Source organism: Enterobacter sp. fkY84-1, assembly GCF_052974705.1.
Genome location: NZ_CP169393.1, coordinates 965,584 through 991,469 on the forward strand (window position 1 = coordinate 965,584; position 25,886 = coordinate 991,469).

Consider the following 25,886-nt stretch of genomic DNA (forward strand, 5'->3'; position numbering starts at 1 on the left):
ACAGCCATAACAACAAGAAGGAAGCATTATGTTTAAGTCTTTTTTCCCAAAGCCGGGGCCTTTTTTCCTGTCGGCATTTATTTGGGCACTGATCGCTGTCATTTTCTGGCAGGCGGGCGGCGGCGCATGGCTGACGCGCATCACGGGGGCGACAGGTGAGGTGCCGATTAGCGCGGCGCGCTTCTGGTCGCTCAGCTTTATCGTATTTTATGCCTACTACACGGTATGTGTGGGGCTGTTTGCTCTCTTCTGGTTCAAGTATTCTCCGCATCGTTGGCAGTTTTGGTCGATTTTGGGATCTGCACTGATCATTTTCGTTACCTGGTTCATGGTGGAAGTGAGCGTTGCAATTAATGCATGGTATGCACCCTTCTACGATTTGATCCAAAAAGCATTAAGCGCCCCGAATAAGGTTCCGATTGGTGAACTCTATGCCAGTCTCGTTAGTTTTACCGGCATTGCCATGATTGCAGTAACAGTGGCAGTGCTGAACAATTTCTTCGTTAGCCATTACGTTTTCCGTTGGCGTACTGCTATGAACGAATATTACATGGCAAATTGGCAACGACTGCGGCACATCGAAGGTGCTGCACAGCGTGTGCAGGAAGACACCATGCGTTTTGCCTCAACGCTGGAGGACATGGGGGTCAGCTTGCTTAATGCTGTGATGAAACTTATCGCTTTTTTACCGATTCTGATTGCACTTTCACCCCATGTGCCTGAACTTCCAGTTGTTGGTCATTTACCCTATGGTTTGGTTATTGCGGCACTGGTCTGGTCTCTTATGGGAACGGGGCTTCTTGCTGTGGTGGGGATCAAATTGCCGGGGTTACAATTTAAAAATCAGCGCGTGGAAGCGGCTTACCGTAAAGAACTCGTTTACGGTGAGGATGACCCATCACGAGCTGCGCCACCAACGGTAAAAGAGTTATTTCAGAACGTCCGTTTTAACTACTTTAAGCTCTACTTCCACTACATGTATTTCAACATCGCTCGTATTTTATATCTTCAGGCCGATACTGTTTTTGGAATAGTCCTGTTGTTCCCGTCAATAGTTGCAGGGACAATAACCCTGGGACTGATGACCCAAATTACCAACGTGTTTGATCAGGTCAGAAGTTCATTCCAGTACCTGATCAGCTCCTGGACCACGCTGGTGGAACTGATGTCCATCTACAAACGTCTGCGCAGCTTTGAACGCGAGCTGGACGATCGTGACCTGCAGGAAGTCACCAACACATTTAGCTAATACAGGACGTTGCTATGCCTTTTGCCGTACCGCGCGCGTTACCGTTGACCATACTGGCCGCTTTTGTGCTGGCAGGCTGTGCCGAAAAGGGGGCCGCTCCGCTCAAAAAGGGCGAGAAGCCCGTTGATGTGGCGAGCGTTGTGCGGCAGAAAATGCCCGCCAGCGTGAAGGATCGCAATGCGTGGGCAGACGCGCTGGCAAAAACCTTTGAGAGCCAAAAGATTGCGCCGACCGAGGAGAACATCTGTTCGGTGCTGGCGGTGGCACAGCAGGAGTCGATGTACCAGTCAGACCCGGCTGTGCCGGGGCTGAATAAAATCGCCTGGAAAGAGATCGACCGCCGCGCGGAGTCCATGCATATCCCGGTGTTCCTCGTGCATACCGCGCTTAAAATCACCTCGCCGAACGGCAAAAGCTACAGCGAACGGCTGGACACGGTGAAAACCGAAAAACAGCTTAGCGCTATTTTCGATGATTTCATCAACATGGTGCCGATGGGGCAGAAGCTGTTTGGCTCACTGAACCCGGTCCACACCGGTGGCCCAATGCAGGTAAGCATCGCGTTCGCGGAGAAACACACCGACGGCTATCCGTGGAAAATCGACGGTACGGTGCGCCAGGAGGTCTTCTCCCTGCGCGGCGGACTGTGGTTCGGCACGTATCACCTGTTGAACTACCCGGCGAACTACGATGAGCCGCTGTATCGCTTTGCCGACTTTAACGCTGGCTGGTATGCCAGCCGTAATGCGGCATTCCAGAGTGCGGTCAGCCGCGCAAGCGGCGTTAAGCTGGCGCTTGACGGCGATCTCATCGCTTACGGCAGCAGCGAGGCGGGAAGCACCGAGCTTGCCGTACGGAAATTATCGACAACGCTTGGCTTGAGCAACAGCGACATTCGCCGTCAGCTTGAGAAAGGCGACAGCCTGGCCTTTGAGAAAACGGATCTGTACAAGAAGGTGTTTGCGCTCGCAGAGCAGAAAAGCGGGAAAACGTTACCGAGGGCTATCCTGCCGGGTATTCAGCTGGAAAGCCCGAAGATCACGCGTAACCTGACCACCGCGTGGTTCGCAAAACGCGTGGACGATCGCCGGGCTCGCTGTATGGGGCTTTAACGGCGGCGGCGAAAGCGCAGCACTAATGCCACAACGCCCAGAATCATACATCCCGCGAGGAAGGGAATCAGGCCGAAAAGGGTGCTGACGCCAAAACCAATCTCAACTCGCGGGCGTCCGTTATCCTGCACCTGCATCAGGTGTTCGTAAACGCCAGGCGCATGGACCAGCATATTGAGCAGCTGCGAGCCAGCCCAGAAGCAGAACAGGACAAACAGGGCATACGCGATATTACCCGCCGTGGAGGTTTTTGGTTTTCCGCCAAAAATCGGTTTCGACAATGTAAAGTCAGCCATGATGACCTCCGGATAAATCGCTCTGTTAATACGCTTCGTACAGGGTGAGTTTGACAGGTCATCGCATTTGTCAATATCAGAATCGTGGTAATTTACGCGACGGAATCCTCCTGGATTGTTGATTTCTGCAGCACGTCACAATTTATTAACTTAAGTGAAATTGCGTCGCGTTTCAGAATTTCCGTATCTGCCACAGACCTGGTCGTAAAACTGTGAGAGAATGTCTTTTTTTCCTGCCGGAGTTGTTATGAAGCTCACGTCCAAACTACGCCGTGACTGGCACTACTACGCCTTCGCTATCGGGCTGATCTTTATTCTTAACGGTGTCGTGGGCCTGTTAGGGTTTGAGGCAAAAGGCTGGCAAACCTATGCCGTTGGGCTGGTGACCTGGGTTATCAGTTTCTGGCTGGCGGGGTTGATTATCCGCCGCCGTCCTGAAGAGACGACAGCGGATGAGGCAGAGTCGGCGAAGGGCGCCGATTAACCGTTTACGGAACTTTTAAGCGCGCTGTCGGCGGCGTGACGCTCCAGCGCCAGTTCGATCAGGCGGGTGATCAATTCCGGGTAGCTCAGGCCGCTCGCCTGCCACAGCTTCGGATACATGCTGATGTTAGTGAACCCCGGCAGCGTGTTAATTTCATTGATCACCACCTCGTTTTCCGCCGTCAGGAACACATCCACGCGCGCCATGCCGCAGCAGCCGAGCGTCTGATAAGCGCGAATGGCGATCGCCCGGATCTTATCGTTAACCGCCGGATCGAGATCCGCAGGCACGACAACCTGCGCGCCTTTATCATCAATGTATTTGGTGTCGTACGAGTAGAAGTCGCTGTTTAAGACCACTTCGCCGCAGGTGCTCGCCTGTGGAAAATCGTTGCCCAGCACGGCGCACTCAATTTCACGGCCTTTGATGCCCTGCTCAACCACCACTTTATGGTCGAACTCAAACGCCAGGCGGACAGCTTGCGTGAACTCAGCTTCGCTGGTCACTTTGCTGACGCCCACGGAGGAGCCCTGGTTTGCAGGCTTCACAAACAGCGGCAGACCCAGCTCTCCGCTGATTTGCGCGAAGGTGTGTTTGTCGCGGTTGGCGCGGGTGAGCGTAACGAACCGGGCAATATTTAGCCCGGCGTCGCGCAGCAGGCGTTTGGTCACGTCTTTGTCCATGCAGGCGGCAGAGCCGAGGACATCCGAGCCGACGAACGGCAGGTTGGCCATGCGCAGCATTCCCTGCAGGGAACCATCTTCCCCCAGGGTACCGTGAACGATAGGGAAGACGACGTCGATCTGGGCGAGAGCCTGTGCATTGCCGGCGTCGATAAGCTGCCCCTTCACGACGCCGGGTACGGTGGCGACGCTCACTTCTGAAGGATTCAGGGCGATGTGTGCCGGATCGTGAGCATTGAGCAGATACTGGCTGGCATCGTTAACGTGCCACTGGCCCTGTTTATCAATGCCCAGCAGCACCACGTCGAAACGGCTTTTATCGATCGCATCAACGATATTTTTAGCCGATTGCAATGACACTTCGTGCTCCGCTGATTTTCCCCCAAAGACAATACCTACGCGCTGCTTAGCCATCTCACTCTCTTCCAGTCTGACGAAAAGCCAATAACATACCACGATGCCCGGCGGGTTTCGCGACCTTCTGCCATAATGTTTGGGGGAATGTTCAGGGGGGCGAGTGAAAGGAAAAACGCTGCTGACCGTTTTGATTCTTATCGCCGTCGCAACGGTGGGTTACCGCTGGTTGCCGCCTTACTACAACCCTTTCATACCGCTGACGCTTGACGATCCGCCAGGCCGAATCACCCAGTATAAGCTTCGGCGCTTAACGCCCGAGGCCTGCGCAAGCCTGCTTGCGCAGGCTAATCAACGCGATCTCATCCGCACCCAGCCGGTCGCTGACAGCGCCGGGGAATGCCCGCTGAGCAACGTCGTGCGCGTGCGCAACTTCGGCCCGGTCGGCCTGAACGGCAGTTTTCTTGCCAGCTGTCCGCTGGCGCTCAGCTCAGCCCTCTTTATCAGCCAGCAAGCCCGGCCGCTGACAAAACGCTATACGGGCAGCGACCTCGCGCGTATCGATCACCTCGGCAGCTTTGCCTGCCGCAATATTTACCACCGCCCTGACGCGCGCCGCAGTGAACATGCCACGGCGGAGGCGCTGGATATTGCCGCTTTTCGTCTGGCGAACGGCGACCGCGTCACGGTGCTGAACGGCTGGAAGGCGGCCACGACGCAGCCCTGGCTGAAGGCGATGCTGGCGGCAAGCTGCGGGTACTACGGGAACGGTCTGGGGCCAGAGTACAACGCGGCGCATGCCAACCATTTTCATCTCGGAATGCGCGGTTTTGGCCTGTGCCGGTGAAGCATAATATTCCGCCAGAAAATGGATGAATTGTGACTTATTTCACAAATATGATGACTGGGAAGATAAAACACCAAAGTCGGTCAGGCCGCATCTCTGGTGAGACGTTAACACGCGTAACTTGCTAATCTGACGGCGAATTCGCCTAAAAATGAAGACTATTCTGTATGGAATCCTGGAAAGTTAATCTCATCTCGGTCTGGTTCGGTTGCTTCTTCACCGGGCTGGCCATCAGCCAGATTTTGCCGTTCCTGCCGCTGTACGTGTCGCAGCTGGGGGTCACCTCGCACGAAGCGCTCTCTATGTGGTCCGGCCTGACGTTCAGCGTCACCTTTCTGGTTTCCGCAATAGTGTCACCCATGTGGGGCAGCCTGGCCGATCGAAAAGGCAGAAAACTGATGCTGCTGCGCGCCTCGCTCGGGATGGCGATAGCCATTCTGCTGCAGGCCTTCGCCACCAACGTCTGGCAGCTGTTCTTCCTGCGGGCGGTGATGGGGCTGACGTCCGGGTATATTCCAAACGCCATGGCGCTGGTCGCCTCTCAGGTGCCGCGCGAGCGGAGCGGCTGGGCGCTGAGCACGCTCTCCACGGCGCAGATCAGCGGCGTCATCGGTGGCCCGCTGCTGGGGGGCTTTCTGGCGGACCACCTCGGACTGCGCGCGGTATTTATCATCACTGCGGTTCTGCTGGTGGTCAGTTTTCTGGTCACGCTCTTTCTGATTAAAGAGGGAGGCCGCCCGGTTATCAGTAAATCTGAACGCCTGAGCGGCAAGGCCGTTTTCGCCTCGCTGCCTTATCCGGGGCTGATGATCAGCCTGTTTGTCACCACCATGGTGATCCAGCTCTGTAACGGTTCCGTGGGGCCGATACTGGCGCTGTTTATCAAGTCAATGGAGCCGGAGAGCACGAACATCGCTTTTTTAAGCGGCATGATTGCCGCCGTGCCGGGCGTATCCGCCCTGATTTCCGCGCCGCGTCTCGGAAAACTGGGTGACAGGATCGGTACGGCGCGCATCCTGATGGCGACGCTGATCTTTGCGGTGGTGCTCTTCTTTGCAATGTCGTTCGTCACCTCTCCGCTTCAGCTTGGCGTACTGCGATTTCTGCTCGGCTTTGCCGATGGCGCCATGTTGCCTGCGGTACAGACCCTGCTGGTCAAATATTCCAGCGACCAGGTGACGGGGCGTATTTTTGGATATAACCAGTCATTTATGTATCTGGGGAATGTTGCCGGTCCGCTTATTGGCGCCTCCGTTTCCGCGATGGCCGGTTTTCGTTGGGTATTTGCGGCGACGGCGATTGTCGTTTTAATCAATATTATCCAGCTGGCTATTGCGCTGCGACGCCGCAGACAAATGGCGGAGGCGAAATCGGCGAGATAACGCTTTCGCAGATGTATTATATATTCTTATGGTAGCCGCATTTTTATATAACAAAATGCGGCATCTTTTTATAGAAAAACGTTTCGCTCACGGCGAGGTCTCTTTATTTCCGTTTCTGTATCACTTTTGCATACCATAATTAATTTCTTCTCTTTGCATTATGGATTCAGAGTGATAACGTCAGATAAAACTGAAAAGGAACTGGCACGATGAAAAACCTCATTGCTGAATTGCTGGTCAAGCTGGCACAAAAGGAAGAAGAGTCAAAAGAGCTGGTGGCCCAGGTCGAAGCGCTTGAAATTGTGGTCACCGCGCTGCTGCGACAAATGGCGAAAACCGATCAGCAGGCGTTGATTGAGAGCGTGGAAGGCGCGCTGGAGAGCGTCAGGCCTGAATCGCAGGTACCGGTTGAAGATGCTGAGATGCTCCACCAGTACGTAAAGAAGCTGTTAAGGCATCCGCGCAGCTAAACCGTCACAGGACGTAACGACGTGTCATAGAATTGTCATGCAGGATGCCTATAGTCGCTCTGTTTTTATTTTTATGTATTTTTACATGGAGAAAATAAATTGAAACAGAGCGCACTTTTCATCGCATTACTTCCTCTGTTAATTACCCCTGCCATTTATGCTGACACGACGCAAACCAGCGTCCTGGATAATCGTGCGGCAAAAGGGGATATCACCCAGCCCGGCGGCGCGCGCCGATTGTCGGAAGATCAAACCGCCGCCATTCGCGCTTCGCTTAATGAAAAACCGGCGAAAAATATTATTCTGCTGATTGGCGATGGAATGGGTGATTCCGAAATCACGGCGGCGCGAAATTATGCCGAGGGGGCGGGCGGCTTTTTTAAAGGTATCGACGCATTACCGCTGACCGGACAATATACCCACTACGCGCTGGATAAAAAAACCGGTAAACCGGATTACGTAACGGACTCTGCGGCCTCGGCCACGGCGTGGTCCACCGGCGTGAAAACCTATAATGGCGCGCTGGGCGTGGATATTCACGAAAAAGATCGTCAAACCCTTCTGGAGATGGCAAAAGCGGCGGGCCTGGCGACCGGGAACGTCTCCACCGCTGAACTTCAGGATGCGACGCCTGCGGCGCTGGTGGCACACGTGACCTCGCGTAAATGCTACGGCCCGTCAGTGACCAGCGAAAAATGCCCAACGAACGCGCTGGAAAAAGGTGGCAAAGGCTCGATTACGGAACAGCTGCTGAATGCGCGTCCTGACGTGACGCTGGGCGGCGGCGCGAAAACCTTCGCGGAAACCGCGACGGCGGGCGAGTGGCAGGGCAAAACGCTGCGCGAGCAGGCGCAGGCGCGCGGCTATCAGCTGGTGAGTGACGCGAATTCGCTGGCGGCGATAACCGAGGCGAACCAGGACAAGCCGCTGCTGGGGCTGTTCTCTGACGGCAACATGCCCGTGCGCTGGGAAGGTCCAAAAGCCTCATATCACGGCAATATCGATAAGCCAGCGGTGACCTGTACGCCTAACCCTAAGCGCACGGACAGCGTACCGACGCTGGCGGCGATGACCGATAAAGCGATCGATCTGCTGAGCAAGAGCGAAAAAGGGTTCTTCCTGCAGGTTGAGGGGGCGTCGATCGATAAGCAGGATCATGCGGCAAATCCGTGCGGTCAGATTGGCGAAACCGTCGATCTGGACGAAGCGGTGCAGAAGGCGCTCGCGTTCGCGAAAAAAGACGGTAACACCCTGGTGATCGTCACTGCGGATCACGCGCACGCCAGCCAGATCGTTCCGCCAGATACCAAAGCCCCTGGCCTGACGCAGGCGCTCAACACCAAAGATGGCGCCGTCATGGTAATGAGCTACGGCAACTCTGAAGAAGAGTCCATGGAGCACACCGGCACCCAGCTGCGCATTGCCGCCTACGGCCCGCACGCGGCCAACGTGGTAGGCCTGACCGATCAAACGGATCTGTTCTACACCATGAAGGCGGCGCTGGGTCTGAAATGATAAATTCCCGGCGGAAATCACATCTGCCGGGTGGTTTTTTTCCTGTCACGAACCAGACTTACAGGGAATGTTCACAAAAGGATGGTGCAATGAAAACAACATTACTGGTTACTCTGCTCTCCGGCCTGTTCCTGGTCGCATCGGCGAACGCGGAAGAGAAAACGTTAACGCCGCAGCAGCAGCGTATGACCACCTGTAATCAACAGGCGACGTCTCAGAGTCTGAAGGGCGATGCCCGCAAGACCTACATGAGCGACTGCCTCAAAAACGGCGCTTCAAAGCCAGCTGAAAAAAGCCTGACGCCTCAGCAGCAAAAGATGCGCGAGTGTAATGCCAAGGCAACCGAGCAGTCCCTGAAAGGGGATGACCGCAGCAAGTTCATGAGTGCCTGCCTGAAGAAAAAAGTGTAGTTCGAACGGGTGAGCGGCTCCGGCGGCTCACCCGAAATTTCATACTTTCCCCGCAGACCCCCTCTCTATAATTTGGGAAAATGTTTCAGAATATTCCCAAAAATGATGAATGATGAAACGTATTACAACACAAAGCGCATTCGGGAAGAGTGGAATTTAACCCTTTCTCAGGATGACCCTCACCGCGCCGGCATTCAGTTTGCCCGGCGGGTTCGGCTGGCGCGCGCCGTGGGGCTGGCAGCGATGTTTTTCCCGGTTGCAGGAATGCTGGTCACCCATTTTTTACCCGGCGGCTGGTGGCTTTTACTGGTCGGTTGGGCGTTCGTCTGGCCCCATTTCGCCTGGCAGTTATCCTGCCGGGCCGCGTCACCTCATCAGCAGGAAGAGTTCAATCTTAAGATCGATGCCATTATTGCCGGGCTCTGGATCGGCGTGATGGGGATGAGCGCGTTACCCACGGCAGCGCTGGTGATGATGGTCGGGATGAATATGATGGGCTCCGGGGGCTGTCGTCTGTTTATCCCGGGGATCCTGCTGACTCTGCTCTCCGCGCTGGTGACGCTGCCGCTTGTTGGGCGCGTGGCCGTCTTCAACCCCGACCTCGTGGAGTGGAGCTTAACGCTTCCCGTACTGGTGCTTTATCCCATGCTGTTTGCCTGGCTCAGCCACCGCACCGCCGTCAGGCTTGCGGAACATAAACAGCGGCTGGAAATGATGAGCACCCGCGACGGCATGACCGGGGTCTATAATCGCCGACACTGGGAAATGCTGCTGCGAAATGAATTTGAGCATTGCCGCCGCGATCGCTGCACCGCCACGATTTTACTGATTGATATCGACCACTTTAAAAATATCAACGATACCTGGGGGCACGCCGTGGGGGATGAGGCGATCATTGCCATCACGCGCCAGCTTCAGATGTCGGTGCGGTCAGGTGATGCCATCGGCCGGTTTGGCGGGGATGAGTTTGCGGTGATTATGTCGCAGACCGCAGCGGAAAGCGCCATCGCCGTCATGTCCCGGGTGCATGAGCGGCTGGAAAAGCTGTCGCTACCGTGCGCGCCAAAAGAGGCGCTGCGCATCAGCGTGGGCGTTGCCCCCTGGGGGCCGCAGTTTGCACATTATCGGGAATGGCTAAAGGCGGCTGACGTGGCGCTGTACAGGGCGAAAAATGCCGGGCGCAGCCGCACCGAAGTGGCCGCCTGACGCCCGACTGAAACGATCAGGATTTACTCAGCTTCTCTGATTTTTCCATGCATTTTGCCATTGCTTCAATGACGGCCGAGCGGAATCCGCGCTCCTCCAGCACCCGCACCGCTTCGATGGTGGTACCGCCCGGGGAGCAAACCATATCTTTCAGTTCACCCGGGTGTTTGTCGGTTTCCAGCACCATTTTGGCGGAGCCCATGACGGCCTGCGCGGCGAACTTATACGCCTGGGCGCGCGGCATTCCGCCAAGCACGGCGGCATCGGCCATCGCTTCAAGGAACATGAAGACATACGCAGGCGCAGAACCACTCACGCCCACCACCGGATGGATCATCGATTCGGCAATCACTTCCGCTTCGCCGAAGCAGCGGAAAATGTTCAGCACATCGGCTACGTCTTCCGGGGTCACCAGCGCGTTAGGCGTGACGGAGGTCATGCCGGCGTTAACCAGCGAGGGGGTATTGGGCATTGCGCGAACAATTTTGCGGTCATGGCCCAGCGCGCGCGCCAGCTGGTCAAGCGTCACGCCCGCGGCAATCGACACCACCAGCGTCTCTTTATTCAGGCTGGAGGTGATGTCGCTCAGCACTTTGATCATGATGTTCGGCTTGACGGCGCCAAAGACGATATCGGCGACCTGGGCCACTTCCTGCGCGCTTTCGGCGGCGTTAATCCCGTATTGATCGCGCAGCGCGGCGACCTTGTCCGGTGACGGGGTATAGACCCAAATCTGACCCGGCAGCACCTGCCCGCTGGCGATCAGGCCGCCCAGAATGGCTTTGCCCATGTTACCGCAGCCGATAAACCCGATTTTCTTGTCCATCACGATCCTCCGTCATTATGCGTTGTTTTCTCTGATTGATAGCTTAACAACGAAATGCAGGCGACAATAGTCGGCAGAGTCATTATGGGGAGACAATATGGCGATTTGGGTTGATGCGGACGCGTGTCCGAACGTGATTAAAGAGATTTTATTTCGCGCCGCCGAGCGCGTTCAGATGCCGCTGACGCTGGTGGCGAACCAGAACATTCGCGTGCCGCCTTCGCGCTTCATTCGTTCTTTGCGCGTGCCTGCCGGGTTTGACGTGGCGGACAACGAAATTGTCCGCCTGTGCAGCGCGGAAGATCTGGTGATCACGGCGGACATTCCGCTGGCGGCCGACGTGCTGGAGAAAGGGGCGGCGGCGCTCAATCCGCGCGGAGAGCGATACTCGCCGTCGACCATCCGCGAGAAGCTTACGATGCGCGATTTTATGGATACCATGCGGGCCAGCGGCGTGCAGACCGGTGGGCCGGACAGCCTCTCACAGCGCGATCGCCAGCAGTTTGCTGCCGAGCTGGATAAATGGCTGCTGGAAGTGAAGCGCCGTACAGCGAAATGATAATTATTGTCAATGTGTGGTACAGTGTGGCCTCCACAGGGTTGTCATCCCGTACCGCTTTGCAGTAAAGTAATCGCAACATCTTCTGCAATTATTTCTTTACACTCTTCAGCCTTCCGGCATCAAGGGGAACACCTGGCTATGACCCAACCCATCTTTTTAGTTGGCCCCCGCGGCTGTGGGAAAACCACCGTTGGCCTGGAGCTGGCACGCGTGTGTCATCGCCAGTTTGTGGATACCGACCACTGGCTGCAAACCGAGGCCGGAAAAACTATCGCCGACATTGTTGAGCAGGAAGGCTGGGAGAGCTTTCGCGCACGCGAAACGGCCGCGCTGAAAGCGGTCACGACCCCGTCCGCGGTGATCGCCACCGGCGGTGGCATTGTTCTGGCGGAGTGTAATCGTCACTTTATGCGCGAAAAGGGGATTGTGATTTACCTCAGCGCGCCGGTGTCGGCCCTGGTTGGGCGTCTGGAAGCCTTTCCGGAAGAGGGGCAACGCCCTGCGCTGACCTCCAGGCCGCTGAACGAAGAGGTGAGTGAAGTGCTGGCCGAACGCGATGCGTTATACCGCGAAGCGGCTCACCACGTGGTGGATGCGTCCGCCTCTCCCGAAGACGTTGTGATTCAGATTATTACCGCCCTGCGTTTGGCGTGTGCCAGCTAAGCGGCGTCTATACTTATAGCTCAGACATAAAAAAAGGATGAGCTATGCCAACAAGACCTCCCTATCCGCGTGAAGCGCGCATTGTAACCGTTGAAAAAGGCCAGACAGGTCACACTGTGACCTGGTATCAACTGCGTGCCGATCACCCCAAACCCGACTCGCTGATCAGTGAACACGAGACGGAACAGGAAGCGCTGGATGCGAAGCGGCGCTATGAAGATCCCGACATAACCTGAGCGGTTTCCTAAACGCTCCAGGATCGTGCCTGAATCACACTTTTTACTCATCGTAAAAGTTAAGCAGGAGTTAATATTTAGTTAATACAAGTAACTCTGGTATCGGCAGGCGATCTTTACATTTCGGTGTCGGGATCACCTGCTACGCTTGGTGCTGTTTTGTTGAAAAAACGAACTGTGCAGCGTAGTGAGCCTGTACCTGTGTGCACGATGTTGGAGTAATGGAAGGCGATAAAGATGAAGGCAACGTTGGCGATCCTCACCATTGGTGTGGTCCCTGTAAGCGAAGTGTTACCGCTCTTAACCGAGCATGTATCTGAACAACAGATTACGCATCTCAGCCTGCTGGGCAAGATGAGTCGGGAAGAGGTCATGGAGGACTACGCTGTCGAGGCGGGGGAGGATCCCCTGGCGACGTTATTAAGTGACGGTAAACTGGCGCATGTTTCCCGCCAGAAGATCGAGCGCTCGCTGCAGGGCGTAATAGAAGTGCTCGATAATCAGGGATATGACGTTATTTTGCTGATGAGCACCGCCCCCATAAAGGGACTTACGGCGCGCAATGCGATTTTGCTGGAACCGATGCGCATCATTCCGCCGCTGGTGGCCTCCATCGTGGATGGTCATCAGGTGGGGGTGATTGTCCCCATCGAGGAGCTCATGGATAACCAGGAGGCAAAATGGCACGTGCTGGAAAAAGTGCCCTTGTACGCGCTGGCGAATCCGTTCTGGGACAGCGAGGCCAAACTCATTGCGGCCGGGAAGGAACTGCTGGAAAGAGGGGCCGATGTCCTGATTCTGGACTGCCTGGGGTTCCACCAGCATCATCGTGATTTACTGCAAAAAGCGCTGGATGTGCCGGTGCTGTTATCCAATGTTCTGATGGCTCGCCTGGCCTCGGAACTGCTCATGTAATGATTTTGCGTGACAGGTGATGAGCATGGCCCCTATAGTGAATTTTTATCTAAAAATATAAGGGCCAGTTCATGCTTCAGAGTAACGAATACTTTTCCGGTAAAGTGAAATCCATTGGTTTTACCAGCAGCAGCACTGGCCGCGCCAGCGTTGGCGTCATGGCGGAAGGGGAATACACCTTCGGCACGGCGGAAGCGGAAGAGATGACGGTCGTCAGCGGGGCGCTGAACGTCTTACTGCCGGGTGAAACGGAATGGAAAGTTTACGCAGCCGGACAGGTTTTCAACGTCCCTGGCCACAGTGAGTTCCATCTGCAGGTGGCTGAACCTACCTCTTATCTGTGCCGCTACCTGAAATAAAAAATTAGCCGGGTGGCGCTAACGCTTACCCGGCCTACGGTTTGCCCGTTATCTCTGCGCTTCGCCGCCGAGACCTTCCACCAGATTCTGAATCAACGCGGCCAGCTCGCCGGTCATCAGGATGAAGTCCGCGTCGAAACGCTGGGCGTAATCTTCCCTGTCGATATCTTCGTTCTGATCGCGCAGCTCGTCGCAGAACTTCAGACGCTTCACGGAGCCGTCGTCGCACATCACGAACTGAATACGCTGCTGCCAGTCGAGCGCCAGCTTGGTGACCACTTTGCCCGCTTCGATGTGGACGGCGATTTCGTCGCTCACCAGATCCTGCTTCTTCGCGCGGATCACGCCGCCATCTTCCAGCAGGGCTTTCAGCTCGGCTTCATCAAGGATCTGGAAACCCTGAGCCGCAGCACCGCTGCGTACCCATTCGGTCAGCGTTAACTCAATTGGCGTTTCCAGCGCCAGCGGAACGACCGGTAACGAGCCGATGCTCTTACGCAGCAGGGCCAGCGTATCTTCTGCTTTCTTGGCGCTGGCGCAGTCCACCATGATCAGCCCGTTAACGGTGTCGATCCACATCATGGTCTGGCTGAAGCGGCTGAAGGCGCGCGGCAGCAGGGAGTGCAGTACTTCATCTTTCAGCGAATCTTTTTCGGTCTTTTTCAGCTTGCGGCCCTGTTCGGCTTCCAGCTTGAGAATTTTCGCTTCGAGTGCCTGCTTAACCACCGGCGTCGGCAGTATTTTCTCTTCTTTACGGGCGCAGACGATGATTTGACCCGTGCTGCTGGCGTGGGTCAGTGCATCGCTTTGTGAACCCATTGGCGGAACCCAACCGGTTTTCGCCATATCCTGGCTACCGCAAGGGGAAAAGGTATAAGCGGCTAACTGTTTTTCCATCTCTTCTGCACGCAGCGAAACGTCGCGGCTGAGACGGTAAACCATCAAATTTTTGAACCACAGCATGATAATTTCCACGGCCTTGTCGTTAAATCAGCGGGCATGATAACGAATTGTCGCATCGCTTGCATTGCTAATCGGGAAGCGTGCTTCTACTCTGTTGATAATCAAAATAATGAGGAGAGTCTTGTGCGTATTGGGATCGATTTGGGCGGCACCAAAACAGAAGTCATCGCACTGAGCGAGCAGGGGGAGCAGCTGTTCCGCCATCGTCTGCCAACGCCGCGCGATGATTATCACCAGACTATCGAGACGATTGCCAGGCTGGTCGAGATGGCCGAGCAGGCGACAGGGCAAACCGGCAGCGTCGGGATGGGGATACCGGGGTCGATCTCGCCGTATACCGGCGTGGTTAAAAATGCCAACTCCACCTGGCTCAACGGTCAGCCGTTTGATAAAGATTTAAGCGCGCGCCTGAAGCGGGAAGTGCGTCTGGCCAACGACGCCAACTGCCTGGCGGTCTCTGAGGCCATCGACGGCGCGGCGGCCGGTGCCCAGACCGTGTTTGCCGTGATCGTCGGCACCGGCTGCGGTGCGGGCGTAGCGTTCGGCGGGCGCGCCCATATCGGCGGTAACGGCACCGCGGGCGAGTGGGGGCACAACCCGCTGCCGTGGATGGATGAAGACGAACTCAAATACCGCACCGAAGTGCCGTGCTACTGCGGAAAACAGGGCTGTATTGAGACCTTTATCTCCGGTACCGGTTTTGCGACCGATTACCACCGCCTGAGCGGCCAGCCGCTCAAGGGAAATGAGATCATGCGTCTGGTCGAAGCGCAGGATCCGGTGGCGGAGCTGGCCCTGAGCCGCTATGAAATGCGGCTGGCGAAATCCCTGGCGCACGTGGTGAATATTCTCGATCCGGACGTAATTGTGCTGGGCGGCGGCATGAGCAACGTCGACCGGCTGTACGCCACGGTGCCGAACCTGGTGAAGCAGTGGGTCTTCGGCGGCGAGTGTGAAACGCCGATCCGCAAAGCCGTCCACGGGGACTCCAGCGGCGTGCGCGGCGCGGCGTGGCTGTGGCCAGAATAAACGACTCTGTAAGCCCGGTAAGCGAAGCGCCAGCGGGCGAATTCAGGCAGCCACAATAAAAAAGCCGGGTGGCGGCTACGCCTTACCCGGCCTACATGTGGAGTGGACCTTTACTGCACGGCAAATTCTTTATCCAGCTTGCTGTACCCCAGCCCGTTAATCTTCTTCACTTTGATCTGCACCGGAATACGCTCTTTCATCGCCTCTACGTGGCTGATCACGCCAATGGTTTTCCCGGTGGCGTTCAGCGCGTCGAGCGCATCCAGCGCCGTATCCAGCGTCTCACTGTCGAGCGTGCCGAACCCTTCATCCAGGAACAGGGAATCGATCCGCGTTTTATGACTCACCAGATCGGAAAGCGCCAGCGCCAGCGCCAGGCTGACCAGGAAGCTCTCGCCGCCGGAGAGGGTGCGGGTATCGCGGACCGCATCCGCCTGCCACGTATCCACCACTTCCAGCTCCAGCGCGTCGCTGGCCTTACGCTGCAATAAGTAACGCCCGTGCAGACGGTTAAGCTGCTGGTTAGCAAGCCAGACGAGATTGTCCAGCGTCAGCCCCTGGGCGAACTTGCGGAACTTGTCGCCGGTGCTCGAGCCGATCAGCGCGTTCAGGTACCCCCAGTCGTCTGCCTGGCGCGCGGCCTCTTCAATTTCCTGCATCAACGCCAACTGGTGCTGCCGGTTATCGCTGTCCTGCTTAAGCTGCTGGCGGATCTCGCCCTGATGCGTGGTGTTCTCGCGCAGCTGTTGCGCCAGCTGCTGCAGCTGGATTTGCAGCGTGGCGGCATCGGCGTCGAGCCCTTCCGGGCGCAGCGCCAGATGAGACTGCAGCTGCTGGTTCGCTTGCCCGGACAGCGCCGCGGCCTGCTGGATCTGGTTTTCCAGCGACTGTTTCAGCTGTTCAAGGTGGCGAATAGCATCGTCATCCAGCAGGGCGGCAAGAAACGCGTCCTGGTCGGCAAAGCAGCTCGCCGAGCGCGCCGCGGTGAACTGCGTCTGCGACTGCTGCAGGCGCTCTCGCTCCAGCCCTTCCTGCTGCTGTTGCGCGGTCAGCTGGCTTTGCAGCGACACGCACTCGTCGTGGATGGCGCGCCAGTTATCAGGAATAACCGGTTCGGCGTCTTCGCTGTTCGCTGCCGGAAGCGCGTCGAGCAGCGGCTTCAGGGCGTTTATGCGTTCCTGAAGCACGCCGTGCTGCGTTTGCTTCTCCTGCCACTGCGCGAATTCCGCTTCGCGGGCCTGAAGCCAGGCGGCTTCCTGACCCTCTTCAGGTGCGTTAAGTGAGAGCGCGAGCAGGGCATGTTCCAGCGCCTGCCGCGTGGCCGCCAGCTGCTGCTGATACTGCCGCTCCTGCGCGTCCTGTTCGTTGAGCTGGTTCTGCAGGGTGAGACGCTGACTGAGCTGATAAAGCTGGCGCTCGTACTGTTCCTGTTCGTTCAACCATGGCGCGATATCGTCCTGAATATTCAAGGTAATGTTCAGGGACGTGCAGGCCGCCACCCACTCTTTAGTGAGCGCTTGCTCTTCCTGAGAAAGCGTCTGCGCGTCGTCTGTCTCGCGCTGGATCTGCTGAGTCAGGGCATTGACCTGTCCCAGCACCAGCAGGCCTTCCTCTTTAAGGGCGGCGACCTCTTTTTCCAGGGCATCACGGCGGCGCTGGTTATCCGTCAGCTCAAGTGACTGATATTGCTCAACGGCCGGATGTTCGCAGGAACCGCACAGCGGACAGGGTTTGCCTGCCTCAAGCCGGGAGCGGTAATGCTCCAGCTTCTTAATTGTTGCTTCGGTTTCGCACAGGGCTTTCAGGTCGAGATAGTGCTGGTTTTTCTCTTTGTACTGCTGGCGGCGCAGGGTCAGCGTTTCATTGAGTTTATTTTGTTCGGCCTGCGCCTTCTGCACGTTTTCACCGCTCTGGCGCAGGCGCTTTTGCAGCGGCTGATAGCGGGCATGCAGCGACGTCAGCTGCTGGCGCAGCGTGCGGGACCTGGACTGCTGCTCCATGGCCGCGCTGACCTCATCCGCCGTCAGCGTCAGCGCGTTTTCCGGCATCGCAGCCAGCCTGTTGCGTAATTCACCTATCCGCGCAGCAAGCGAGGCTAACTGCGTTTTATCGCGGTTAAGCTGCGAGAACTGGGCGCGCCAGCCTGCAATCTCCTGGCCTAACAGACGATAGCGCTCGTGCTCCGCCAGCCACTGCGCCAGCGCCGTCAGTTCGGTCTGAAGCTGCTCGTGGTTACGCAGGGCGGTATTGCGAATACGTGAACGCAGCGCGGTTCTGGCTTGTAAGCGAGTATTTACTTCGATAATTCGCTGCTGCGTTTGTGCCAGACGCGCGGTTTGCTCCTGCTGATGTTCCCAGAGCGGTCGCAGCTGGGCGGCGGGCAGAGCGAGCTGCAGTTTTGCCAGCTCAGGCGCAGCGTCCGTCAGCGCGTGTTGCGCCTGCTGCTGCATCGCGGCGGCGCGCTGTTGCTCGCGCACGAGCTCATCATGGCGCGTAAGCCACTGAAAATGTTTCTGTTGGTTTTGCTGCTGTTCCAGCAGGGTTTTCTCTGCGTCAGTAAGTGCCTGCAAACTTTGCTGTAACTGCTGCTGTTGTTCTTCGCTCAACAGCACGACGCCCGCCGCCTGCGCCTCGCACTTTTCAAGCACGCTGCGGGCCGCTTTGTGTTTCTCAAACACCATGGCGGAAATCTGACCGTAGATTTCGGTGCCGGTCAGCTCTTCCAGCAGCTCGGCGCGATCGCTCGGCTTGGCATTAAGGAAGGCGGCAAACTGCCCCTGAGAGAGCAGCATCGAGCGGGTAAAGCGCCCGTAGTCCAGCCCGGTGAGTGCGGCGGTTTGCTCCAGCTTATCCGTCACTTTGTCGGCCAGGATTTTGCCATCTTCGCAGCGCGCCAGCTCCACGCGCGGCGCCTGCAGGTTACCGTCCGGCTGGTTGCGCGCCCGGTTCTGGCTCCAGAAGGCGCGATAGGCGATGCCTTTTACCTCGAACTCCACTTCCGCCAGACATTCGGCGGTGTCGCGGGTCATCAGGTCATTTTGCGCCTGGGAGACTTTATTCAGGCGCGGCGTTTCGTGATAAAGCGCCAGACAGATGGCGTCGAGCAGGGTGGTTTTACCTGCCCCGGTTGCGCCGGTGATGGCAAACAGCCCGTTGCTGGCAAACGGCTCAGCGGTAAAGTCAATTTTCCACTCGCCCTTGAGGGAGTTGAGATTTTTCAGGCGCAGGCTCAGAATTTTCATGCGTTTTCTTCCTCATCATTGAGCGCATGCAGGGTATGGCTGAACAGTTCGCTGAGTCTTGCGCGCTTCGCATCGTCAATCTCCTCCTGTGAGAGCCTGCGTTCAAATACCTCTTCGACCCCCAGTTCACTGAGCGTTTCGCGTTGAGCGCTTAGCAGAATTTTCTCGCGCTGCTCGCGGCTGCGGCGCACCAGCAAGACCTCTACCGGCAGGTCTTCGGTCAGCGCCTGGATTTTCCGCTGCATATCGTGCAGGTAGTCGTCGGTGGTGATTTCGATGTCCAGCCAGATGGGGGGATCTTGCTCGACGCCGCGCCACTGCTCCAGCTGGGCGGTGATGGCATCGAGATCGCCTTTCAGGACCGCCAGCGGTTGAGTTACGGGCACCTCCAGCGTGTCGACGGCGCTGAGTTTGCCCTCGCGAAAGCTCACCAGATGCACGGATTTGGCTTTGCCCGTTTCGTCAAAGCTGAGCGAAAGAGGCGAGCCGCAGTAGCGGATGTGCTCGCAGCCGCCGACGATCTGCGCCCGGTGGATGTGCCCGAGCGCAATGTAGTCGGCTGGCGGGAAGTGCTGCGCCGGAAAGGCATCCAGCGTGCCGATATAGATGTCACGCACGGCGTCACTTTTACTGGCCCCGACGGTGGTGAGGTGCCCGGTCGCAATCACCGGAATCGGCTGGTCACCGCGCAGGGCACAGGCTTCGGCGTGCTGCTGGCGGTAATAATCGGCGATCGCCTGTAACAAATGCTGCTGCTTTTCCGCGCCCGACAGCCCCGCCTGGCTTTGCACGATGTCGCGCGGACGCAAAAAGGGAATCGGACACAGTACCGCCCCGGGCGACCCGTCGCGCTTTTTCAGGATCTGCGGGGCGTGCCCGGCGCTGGCGACGACGGTGGTATTGAGAAACGCCAGGATGTCGCGGGATTCGTTAAGCGTCGCGACGGAATCATGGTTGCCGGCGACAATCACCAGATGACAGCCGGTTTGCTGCAGATTCACCACGAAGCGGTTGTACAGCTCACGGGCATAGCTCGGCGGCGAGCCGGTATCAAAAATATCTCCCGCCACGATAATCGCGTCCACCTCATGCGTCCGGGCCGTTTCCAGCAGCCAGTTCAGGAACGCTTCATGTTCAGCCGCACGGCTTTTGCTGTAAAAATTTTGACCCAGATGCCAGTCCGAGGTGTGAAGTATGCGCATAGCTGATCCGTGGCAAAAAAGAGAAAGCAGGATTATAAACGTTCAGAGAAGGGAAAATAACCGCTGTAATAAAACAACAGTTTGCCATTTATAGTGGTACTGTTTTTCATAAATCTGTCATAAATCTGACGCATAATGGCGCCGAATTACAAACTTGTAACGTAAATAAGATAAGACAGGGCAAAGTATGGCGAGACGTATTCTGGTCGTAGAAGATGAAGCTCCAATTCGTGAAATGGTGTGCTTCGTGCTCGAGCAAAACGGCTTCCAGCCGGTTGAAGCGGAAGATTATGACAGCGCAGTGAACCAGCTGAATGAACCCTGGCCCGATCTGATTCTGCTGGACTGGATGCTGCCCGGCGGCTCCGGACTGCAGTTTATCAAACACCTGAAGCGTGAAGCGCTGACCCGCGACATCCCGGTTGTGATGCTTACGGCGCGCGGAGAAGAAGAGGATCGTGTGCGCGGTCTGGAGACCGGCGCGGACGATTACATTACCAAACCGTTCTCCCCCAAAGAGCTGGTGGCCCGCATTAAAGCCGTGATGCGCCGTATTTCGCCGATGGCGGTGGAAGAGGTGATTGAGATGCAGGGGCTGAGCCTTGATCCGACTTCTCACCGCGTGATGACCGGTGAAAATCCCCTCGACATGGGGCCTACCGAATTTAAACTTCTGCACTTCTTTATGACCCACCCGGAACGCGTGTACAGCCGCGAGCAGTTGCTGAATAACGTCTGGGGAACTAACGTGTATGTCGAAGACCGGACGGTTGACGTACATATCCGCCGCCTGCGAAAAGCGCTGGAACTGAGCGGCCACGATCGCATGGTGCAGACGGTCCGCGGCACGGGTTATCGTTTTTCTACCCGTTTCTGAACAATGACAGGAGTGTGACGCGTGCTGGAACGTCTGTCATGGAAAAGGCTCGTCTTTGAACTGATCTTATGCTGTATTCCGGCCTTCATTCTGGGGGCCTTTCTTGGACATCTGCCGTGGTTTCTGCTGGCGTCGGTCACCGGGCTGCTGATCTGGCATTTCTGGAACCTGCTGCGCCTCTCCTGGTGGCTGTGGGTTGATCGAAGCATGACGCCGCCGCCCGGAAGCGGCAGCTGGGAGCCGCTGCTGTACGGTCTGCACCAGATGCAGATGCGAAATAAAAAGCGCCGCCGCGAGCTGGGAAGCCTGATTAAGCGTTTTCGCAGCGGTGCGGAGTCGCTACCGGATGCGGTCATTCTGACCACCGAAGAAGGGACGATCTTCTGGTGTAACGGCCTGGCGCAGCAGCTGCTGGGCCTGCGCTGGCCGGATGATAATGGCCAGAATATCCTCAACCTTCTGCGTTATCCCGAGTTTACGCTGTACCTGAAAAAGCGTGATTTTACCCGTCCGCACAATCTCAAGCTCAATAACGGTCGCCATCTGGAGATCCGCGTGATGCCCTACAGCGATAAGCAGTGGCTGATGGTGGCGCGCGATGTCACCCAGATGCACCAGCTGGAAGGGGCGCGCCGCAACTTCTTCGCCAACGTCAGTCACGAATTGCGTACCCCGCTGACCGTGCTTCAGGGCTACCTGGAGATGATGCAGGAGCAAACGCTGGAAGGTGCGCCGCGTGAAAAAGCGCTGCACACCATGCGCGAGCAAACGCACCGGATGGAAGGCCTGGTGAAGCAGCTGCTGACGCTCTCGAAGATTGAAGCGGCACCCACGCTCGCGCTGAATGACACTATTGATGTGCCGATGATGCTGCGGGTCGTGGAGCGTGAAGCGCAGACGTTAAGCCACAAAAAGCACCACCTGACCTTTGAGGTCGACAACACGCTAAAGGTGCTGGGCAGTGAAGATGAGCTGCGCAGCGCTATCTCCAACCTGGTGTATAACGCGGTAAACCATACGCCGGAAGGGACGGAGATCGTGGTGCGCTGGCAGCATACTCCAACGGGGGCCGAGTTTAGCGTGGAAGACAACGGGCCGGGGATCGCGCCGGAGCATATTCCGCGTCTGACCGAGCGCTTCTATCGCGTGGATAAAGCGCGATCGCGGCAGACGGGCGGAAGCGGCCTGGGGCTGGCGATTGTGAAACACGCGGTGAATCACCATGAAAGCCGTCTCGATATTCAGAGTACCCTGGGTAAAGGAACCCGCTTCAGCTTCGTGATCCCGGAACGATTAATTGCCAAAAAGATCGCCTGACGGCAGGTGTGTCATTTTACCTTTCCACGGGTCAGCCATCGCTGGCCCGTTTGCTTTGCAGTCAAGCGAAACGCGTGTGAATTTTATACGGCTGGCTGTTTTTTGTTCGCATGATTAGCCATGGGTTTTTCTTATAATTAGCGTATTGTGCTGGAGTGTGTTTTCATGCTGGCATATTGTTCTGGTTTTACGATCCCACCTTGCCTTTAAACGTTATAAGCGTTTAAATTGCCCCCCAGATACTGTCAGACCGACTGTATTTGCGTGGTAAATCGAAAAACTATTCTTCTCCACGCCAGGACGGGAGCATATCCCGCTAAAATTGAGCAAATTTTCGGCTGTATCGTCCCGTCAGGGGCAGCGAAAATCTCAATGTTTTCAACACCACATCCACAGGCAGTAAGGTTTTATGACCCATCACTTAAAATCGCGTGACATCATCGCGCTGGGCTTTATGACATTTGCGCTGTTCGTTGGCGCAGGCAACATCATTTTCCCTCCAATGGTTGGCTTACAGGCGGGTGAACACGTCTGGACCGCCGCGTTTGGTTTCCTGATTACTGCCGTGGGTCTGCCGGTGCTGACCGTCATCGCGCTGGCGAAAGTCGGCGGCGGTGTGGATAGCCTCAGCACCCCGATTGGCAAAGTGGCGGGCGTTCTGCTGGCTACCGTCTGCTACCTGGCCGTGGGTCCGCTGTTTGCCACCCCGCGTACCGCGACCGTTTCCTTCGAAGTGGGTATTGCTCCGCTGACCGGTGACGGCGCGATGCCGCTGTTCATCTACAGCCTGATCTATTTCGCTATCGTGATTCTGGTTTCCCTCTATCCGGGCAAGCTGCTGGATACCGTGGGTAACTTCCTGGCTCCGCTGAAAATTGTGGCGCTGATTGTTCTGGCGGTGGCGGCTATCGTCTGGCCTGCAGGCCCGATTAGCGACGCGATGGACGCCTATAAAAACGCCGCGTTCTCTAACGGCTTTGTGAACGGCTACCTGACGATGGATACGCTGGGCGCGATGGTGTTTGGTATCGTTATCGTTAACGCCGCGCGTTCCCGCGGGGTGACCGAAGCGCGTCTGCTGACCCGCTACACCATCTGGGCTGGCCTGATGGCCGGTGTAGGCCTGACGCTGCTGTATCTGGCGCTGTTCCGCCTGGGCTCCGATAGCGCGATGCTGGTCGATCAGAACGCCAACGGTGCGGCTATCCTGCACGCCTACGTCCAGCACACCTTCGGTGGTGCAGGCAGTATGCTGCTGGCGGCGCTTATCTTCCTGGCCTGCCTGGTTACCGCGGTTGGCCTGACCTGCGCCTGTGCTGAGTTCTTTGCGCAGTACCTGCCGCTCTCTTACCGTACCCTGGTGTTTATCCTTGGTATCTTCTCCATGGCGGTATCCAACCTCGGTCTGAGCCACCTGATTCAGGTCTCTATTCCGGTACTGACGGCAATCTATCCGCCGTGCATCGTGCTGGTGGTGCTGAGCTTCACCCGCCCGTGGTGGAACAACTCCTCACGAATTATTGCGCCAGCCATGTTTATCAGCCTGATTTTTGGTATCCTTGACGGGATTAAAGCATCAGCGTTCGCTGAAATTCTGCCAGCCTGGACACAGCGTCTGCCGCTGTCCGAGCAGGGTCTGGCCTGGCTGATGCCTACCGTTGTTGCACTGGTTCTGGCGGTTATCTGGGACCGTGCTGCAGGGCGTCAGGTCGCATCGAACGCCCATTAATCAACGGCAACAAACTGTTTAACCACGGGGCTTAAGGCCCCGTGGTTTTTTGTTTTTTTCGTGTTGAATGGCAAGATTTAAATGGAAAGCACTAACAAACTTAAACGTGGATTGAGCACGCGCCACATCCGCTTTATGGCGCTGGGCTCTGCTATTGGCACCGGTCTTTTTTATGGCTCGGCAGATGCCATCAAAATGGCCGGTCCAAGCGTGCTGCTGGCGTACATCATCGGCGGCGTGGCGGCGTATATCATCATGCGCGCCCTCGGCGAAATGTCGGTTCATAACCCCTCTGCCAGCTCCTTCTCGCGCTACGCGCAGGAAAACCTCGGCCCGCTGGCCGGGTTTATCACCGGCTGGACCTACTGCTTCGAAATCCTGATCGTGGCGATTGCCGACGTGACGGCGTTTGGCATCTATATGGGCGTCTGGTTCCCGGCGGTGCCGCACTGGATTTGGGTGCTGAGCGTGGTGCTGATCATTTGCGCCGTCAACCTGATGAGCGTGAAGGTGTTCGGCGAGCTGGAGTTCTGGTTCTCCTTCTTCAAGGTCGCCACCATTATCATCATGATTGTGGCCGGTTTCGGGATCATCATCTGGGGGATTGGCAACGGCGGGCAGCCGACCGGGATCCATAACCTCTGGAGCAACGGTGGCTTCTTCAGCAACGGCTGGCTCGGCATGGTGATGTCGCTGCAGATGGTGATGTTCGCCTACGGCGGTATCGAGATTATCGGTATTACTGCCGGGGAAGCGAAAGACCCGGAGAAATCCATTCCGCGCGCCATCAACTCGGTGCCGATGCGTATTCTGGTGTTTTATGTGGGTACGCTGTTTGTGATCATGTCCATCTACCCGTGGAATCAGGTGGGTACCAACGGTAGCCCGTTTGTCCTGACCTTCCAGCATATGGGCATTGCCTTTGCGGCTAGCATTCTGAACTTTGTGGTGCTGACCGCGTCGCTTTCGGCGATCAACAGTGACGTCTTTGGCGTGGGGCGTATGCTGCACGGCATGGCGGAGCAGGGCAGCGCGCCGAAGGTGTTCGCCAAAACCTCACGCCGCGGCACGCCGTGGGTGACCGTTGTGGTGATGACCGTGGCGCTGCTGTTCTCGGTTTATCTGAACTACATCATGCCGGAGAACGTCTTCCTGGTGATTGCATCCCTGGCGACCTTCGCGACGGTGTGGGTGTGGATCATGATCCTGCTGTCGCAGATTGCCTTCCGCCGTCGCCTGTCGCCGGATGAGGCGAAAGCGCTGAAGTTCAAAGTACCGGGCGGGGTGGCGACGACCGTCGTCGGGCTGATCTTCCTGGTGTTTATCATTGGCCTGATTGGCTACCATCCGGACACCCGCATTTCGCTCTACGTGGGCTGCGCGTGGATCGTGCTGCTGCTGGTGGGCTGGGTGTTCAAATGCCGCCGCGACCGTCAGCTGGCAGAAGCACAGTAATATTTGTATTACTTGTTCCGTGGAAGGGGATTGCCAGGAAATTTTTAACCTGAAGCGATGCATGTGGTTTCAGAGAAGTGAATGGCTTACAGCGATGCCAGGTCCGGCTGTAAATCGCCGAAGCGTTTCCGTAAGGCCGGGGCGAGGCGCAGGGATGCGCCGAGAGGGCGTGGCCTGCAGGGATGCAGGCTCATGCCCGACCCGATAGCCTGAAGGAATAAGCTGAGGGCACCGCGAAGCGGCGATTTACCGCCGGGAGCCCGGGTCGCCAGGGTGGTGGCGACTGAGCCACCCTGGCACGTTCACAGGCCATGGCATTACAGAGTAGCAAGGAACATGAAGTGAACGGAATTACCCCAATAGCCGCATGTTTCCCTCTCACCCCAGCCCCCTGCCTCAAGGGAGAGAGAGCCGTCCGTACGGGCATTATTACCTCCTCCCCCGTCCTCCTCCCCCAATAAATCCCATCATGGTGAGCTATCCTTAACCACCCTGTGGCAAGG

At 56.9% G+C, this 25,886-nt stretch carries 25 protein-coding genes; 19 read left to right on the top strand and 6 right to left on the bottom strand.

Features of this window, described 5'->3' with window-relative positions; all coding sequences use genetic code 11:
• Positions 1–28: 28 nt before the first annotated feature.
• Both sbmA and ACEPLT_RS04490 read left to right on the top strand, forming a co-directional pair.
• A complete protein-coding gene (gene sbmA, locus ACEPLT_RS04485) occupies positions 29–1,249 on the top strand; it encodes a peptide antibiotic transporter SbmA (protein WP_032646127.1) in 1,221 nt (406 codons plus the stop codon).
• 14 nt (positions 1,250–1,263) lie between these two features.
• Positions 1,264–2,361, top strand: coding sequence for a DUF1615 domain-containing protein (locus ACEPLT_RS04490; RefSeq protein WP_045408005.1), 1,098 nt, complete (start codon positions 1,264–1,266; stop codon positions 2,359–2,361).
• Here the strand turns inward: ACEPLT_RS04490 and ACEPLT_RS04495 are convergent.
• Complete coding sequence (locus tag ACEPLT_RS04495; protein WP_008503287.1) at positions 2,358–2,657, bottom strand: DUF2755 family protein; 300 nt, start codon at positions 2,655–2,657, stop codon at positions 2,358–2,360. The genes ACEPLT_RS04490 and ACEPLT_RS04495 overlap by 4 nt on opposite strands.
• Positions 2,658–2,904: 247 nt before the next feature.
• Here ACEPLT_RS04495 and ACEPLT_RS04500 point away from each other — a divergent pair, with 247 nt between their 5' ends.
• Entirely contained in the window at positions 2,905–3,141 is a 237-nt protein-coding gene (locus tag ACEPLT_RS04500; RefSeq protein WP_032656524.1) for a DUF2754 domain-containing protein, read from the top strand.
• Here the strand turns inward: ACEPLT_RS04500 and ddlA are convergent.
• Positions 3,138–4,238, bottom strand: a complete 1,101-nt coding sequence (gene ddlA / locus ACEPLT_RS04505) for a D-alanine--D-alanine ligase (protein ID WP_232927862.1) — start codon at positions 4,236–4,238, stop codon at positions 3,138–3,140. The genes ACEPLT_RS04500 and ddlA overlap by 4 nt on opposite strands.
• A 103-nt stretch (positions 4,239–4,341) precedes the next feature.
• On the opposite strand from ddlA, the gene ACEPLT_RS04510 reads away from it, so the two are divergent.
• The 6 genes from ACEPLT_RS04510 to adrA all read left to right on the top strand — a co-directional run bounded on the left by ACEPLT_RS04510 (position 4,342) and on the right by adrA (position 10,008).
• Positions 4,342–5,025 carry an extensin-like domain-containing protein gene (locus ACEPLT_RS04510; protein ID WP_023343472.1) on the top strand — a complete coding sequence of 228 codons (684 nt, stop codon included), beginning with the start codon at positions 4,342–4,344 and terminating at the stop codon, positions 5,023–5,025.
• Positions 5,026–5,192: 167 nt separating this feature from the next.
• Positions 5,193–6,407 carry a multidrug efflux MFS transporter gene (locus tag ACEPLT_RS04515; RefSeq protein WP_232927871.1) on the top strand — a complete coding sequence of 405 codons (1,215 nt, stop codon included), beginning with the start codon at positions 5,193–5,195 and terminating at the stop codon, positions 6,405–6,407.
• 209 nt (positions 6,408–6,616) lie between these two features.
• Positions 6,617–6,877: an anti-adapter protein IraP gene (iraP, locus tag ACEPLT_RS04520; protein ID WP_023293178.1), complete on the top strand. Its 261-nt coding sequence runs from the start codon at positions 6,617–6,619 to the stop codon at positions 6,875–6,877.
• A 99-nt stretch (positions 6,878–6,976) separates the two neighbouring features.
• A complete protein-coding gene (gene phoA / locus ACEPLT_RS04525) occupies positions 6,977–8,392 on the top strand; it encodes an alkaline phosphatase (protein WP_021241677.1) in 1,416 nt (471 codons plus the stop codon).
• A gap of 89 nt (positions 8,393–8,481) precedes the next feature.
• Entirely contained in the window at positions 8,482–8,802 is a 321-nt protein-coding gene (psiF, locus tag ACEPLT_RS04530) for a phosphate starvation-inducible protein PsiF (protein WP_008503278.1), read from the top strand.
• Positions 8,803–8,904: 102 nt separating this feature from the next.
• Positions 8,905–10,008 (top strand): diguanylate cyclase AdrA, encoded by a 1,104-nt coding sequence (adrA, locus tag ACEPLT_RS04535; protein ID WP_059359583.1) that lies wholly within the window; start codon positions 8,905–8,907, stop codon positions 10,006–10,008.
• A 16-nt stretch (positions 10,009–10,024) separates the two neighbouring features.
• On the opposite strand, the gene proC is transcribed toward adrA, so the two are convergent.
• The gene (gene proC / locus ACEPLT_RS04540; protein WP_232927874.1) at positions 10,025–10,834 is read right to left on the bottom strand and encodes a pyrroline-5-carboxylate reductase; all 810 of its coding nucleotides are present in this window, start codon (positions 10,832–10,834) and stop codon (positions 10,025–10,027) included.
• A 97-nt stretch (positions 10,835–10,931) separates the two neighbouring features.
• On the opposite strand from proC, the gene ACEPLT_RS04545 reads away from it, so the two are divergent.
• The 5 genes from ACEPLT_RS04545 to ppnP all read left to right on the top strand — a co-directional run bounded on the left by ACEPLT_RS04545 (position 10,932) and on the right by ppnP (position 13,569).
• Entirely contained in the window at positions 10,932–11,393 is a 462-nt protein-coding gene (locus ACEPLT_RS04545; protein WP_021241674.1) for a YaiI/YqxD family protein, read from the top strand.
• A gap of 141 nt (positions 11,394–11,534) precedes the next feature.
• Positions 11,535–12,059 carry a shikimate kinase AroL gene (aroL, locus tag ACEPLT_RS04550; RefSeq protein WP_008503273.1) on the top strand — a complete coding sequence of 175 codons (525 nt, stop codon included), beginning with the start codon at positions 11,535–11,537 and terminating at the stop codon, positions 12,057–12,059.
• A 44-nt stretch (positions 12,060–12,103) separates the two neighbouring features.
• Positions 12,104–12,295, top strand: coding sequence for a protein YaiA (gene yaiA / locus ACEPLT_RS04555; RefSeq protein ID WP_008503272.1), 192 nt, complete (start codon positions 12,104–12,106; stop codon positions 12,293–12,295).
• A gap of 237 nt (positions 12,296–12,532) precedes the next feature.
• Complete coding sequence (locus ACEPLT_RS04560) at positions 12,533–13,210, top strand: AroM family protein (protein ID WP_008503271.1); 678 nt, start codon at positions 12,533–12,535, stop codon at positions 13,208–13,210.
• Positions 13,211–13,281: 71 nt separating this feature from the next.
• Positions 13,282–13,569, top strand: coding sequence for a pyrimidine/purine nucleoside phosphorylase (ppnP, locus tag ACEPLT_RS04565; protein ID WP_008503270.1), 288 nt, complete (start codon positions 13,282–13,284; stop codon positions 13,567–13,569).
• A 48-nt stretch (positions 13,570–13,617) separates the two neighbouring features.
• Here ppnP and rdgC read toward each other — a convergent pair whose 3' ends face one another.
• Positions 13,618–14,532: a recombination-associated protein RdgC gene (gene rdgC, locus ACEPLT_RS04570; RefSeq protein WP_008503269.1), complete on the bottom strand. Its 915-nt coding sequence runs from the start codon at positions 14,530–14,532 to the stop codon at positions 13,618–13,620.
• A 123-nt stretch (positions 14,533–14,655) separates the two neighbouring features.
• Here rdgC and mak point away from each other — a divergent pair, with 123 nt between their 5' ends.
• The gene (gene mak, locus ACEPLT_RS04575; protein ID WP_008503268.1) at positions 14,656–15,561 is read left to right on the top strand and encodes a fructokinase; all 906 of its coding nucleotides are present in this window, start codon (positions 14,656–14,658) and stop codon (positions 15,559–15,561) included.
• A gap of 110 nt (positions 15,562–15,671) precedes the next feature.
• Here the strand turns inward: mak and sbcC are convergent, their stop codons facing one another.
• The gene (gene sbcC / locus ACEPLT_RS04580) at positions 15,672–18,803 is read right to left on the bottom strand and encodes an exonuclease subunit SbcC (protein ID WP_232927880.1); all 3,132 of its coding nucleotides are present in this window, start codon (positions 18,801–18,803) and stop codon (positions 15,672–15,674) included.
• Positions 18,800–20,005, bottom strand: coding sequence for an exonuclease subunit SbcD (gene sbcD, locus ACEPLT_RS04585; RefSeq protein WP_039023723.1), 1,206 nt, complete (start codon positions 20,003–20,005; stop codon positions 18,800–18,802). Before sbcD ends, sbcC begins: the two co-directional genes overlap by 4 nt.
• 187 nt (positions 20,006–20,192) lie before the next feature.
• Between sbcD and phoB the strand changes: the two genes are divergently transcribed.
• The 4 genes from phoB (at position 20,193) to proY (ending at position 25,383) form a co-directional block, all read left to right on the top strand.
• Positions 20,193–20,882, top strand: coding sequence for a phosphate response regulator transcription factor PhoB (phoB, locus tag ACEPLT_RS04590; RefSeq protein WP_008503265.1), 690 nt, complete (start codon positions 20,193–20,195; stop codon positions 20,880–20,882).
• A gap of 21 nt (positions 20,883–20,903) precedes the next feature.
• Positions 20,904–22,199 carry a phosphate regulon sensor histidine kinase PhoR gene (gene phoR, locus ACEPLT_RS04595; protein ID WP_008503264.1) on the top strand — a complete coding sequence of 432 codons (1,296 nt, stop codon included), beginning with the start codon at positions 20,904–20,906 and terminating at the stop codon, positions 22,197–22,199.
• A 409-nt stretch (positions 22,200–22,608) separates the two neighbouring features.
• Entirely contained in the window at positions 22,609–23,928 is a 1,320-nt protein-coding gene (gene brnQ / locus ACEPLT_RS04600) for a branched-chain amino acid transporter carrier protein BrnQ (protein WP_008503262.1), read from the top strand.
• Between the two features lie 81 nt (positions 23,929–24,009).
• Positions 24,010–25,383 carry a proline-specific permease ProY gene (gene proY / locus ACEPLT_RS04605; RefSeq protein ID WP_008503261.1) on the top strand — a complete coding sequence of 458 codons (1,374 nt, stop codon included), beginning with the start codon at positions 24,010–24,012 and terminating at the stop codon, positions 25,381–25,383.
• The last annotated feature ends 503 nt before the right edge of the window (positions 25,384–25,886 follow it).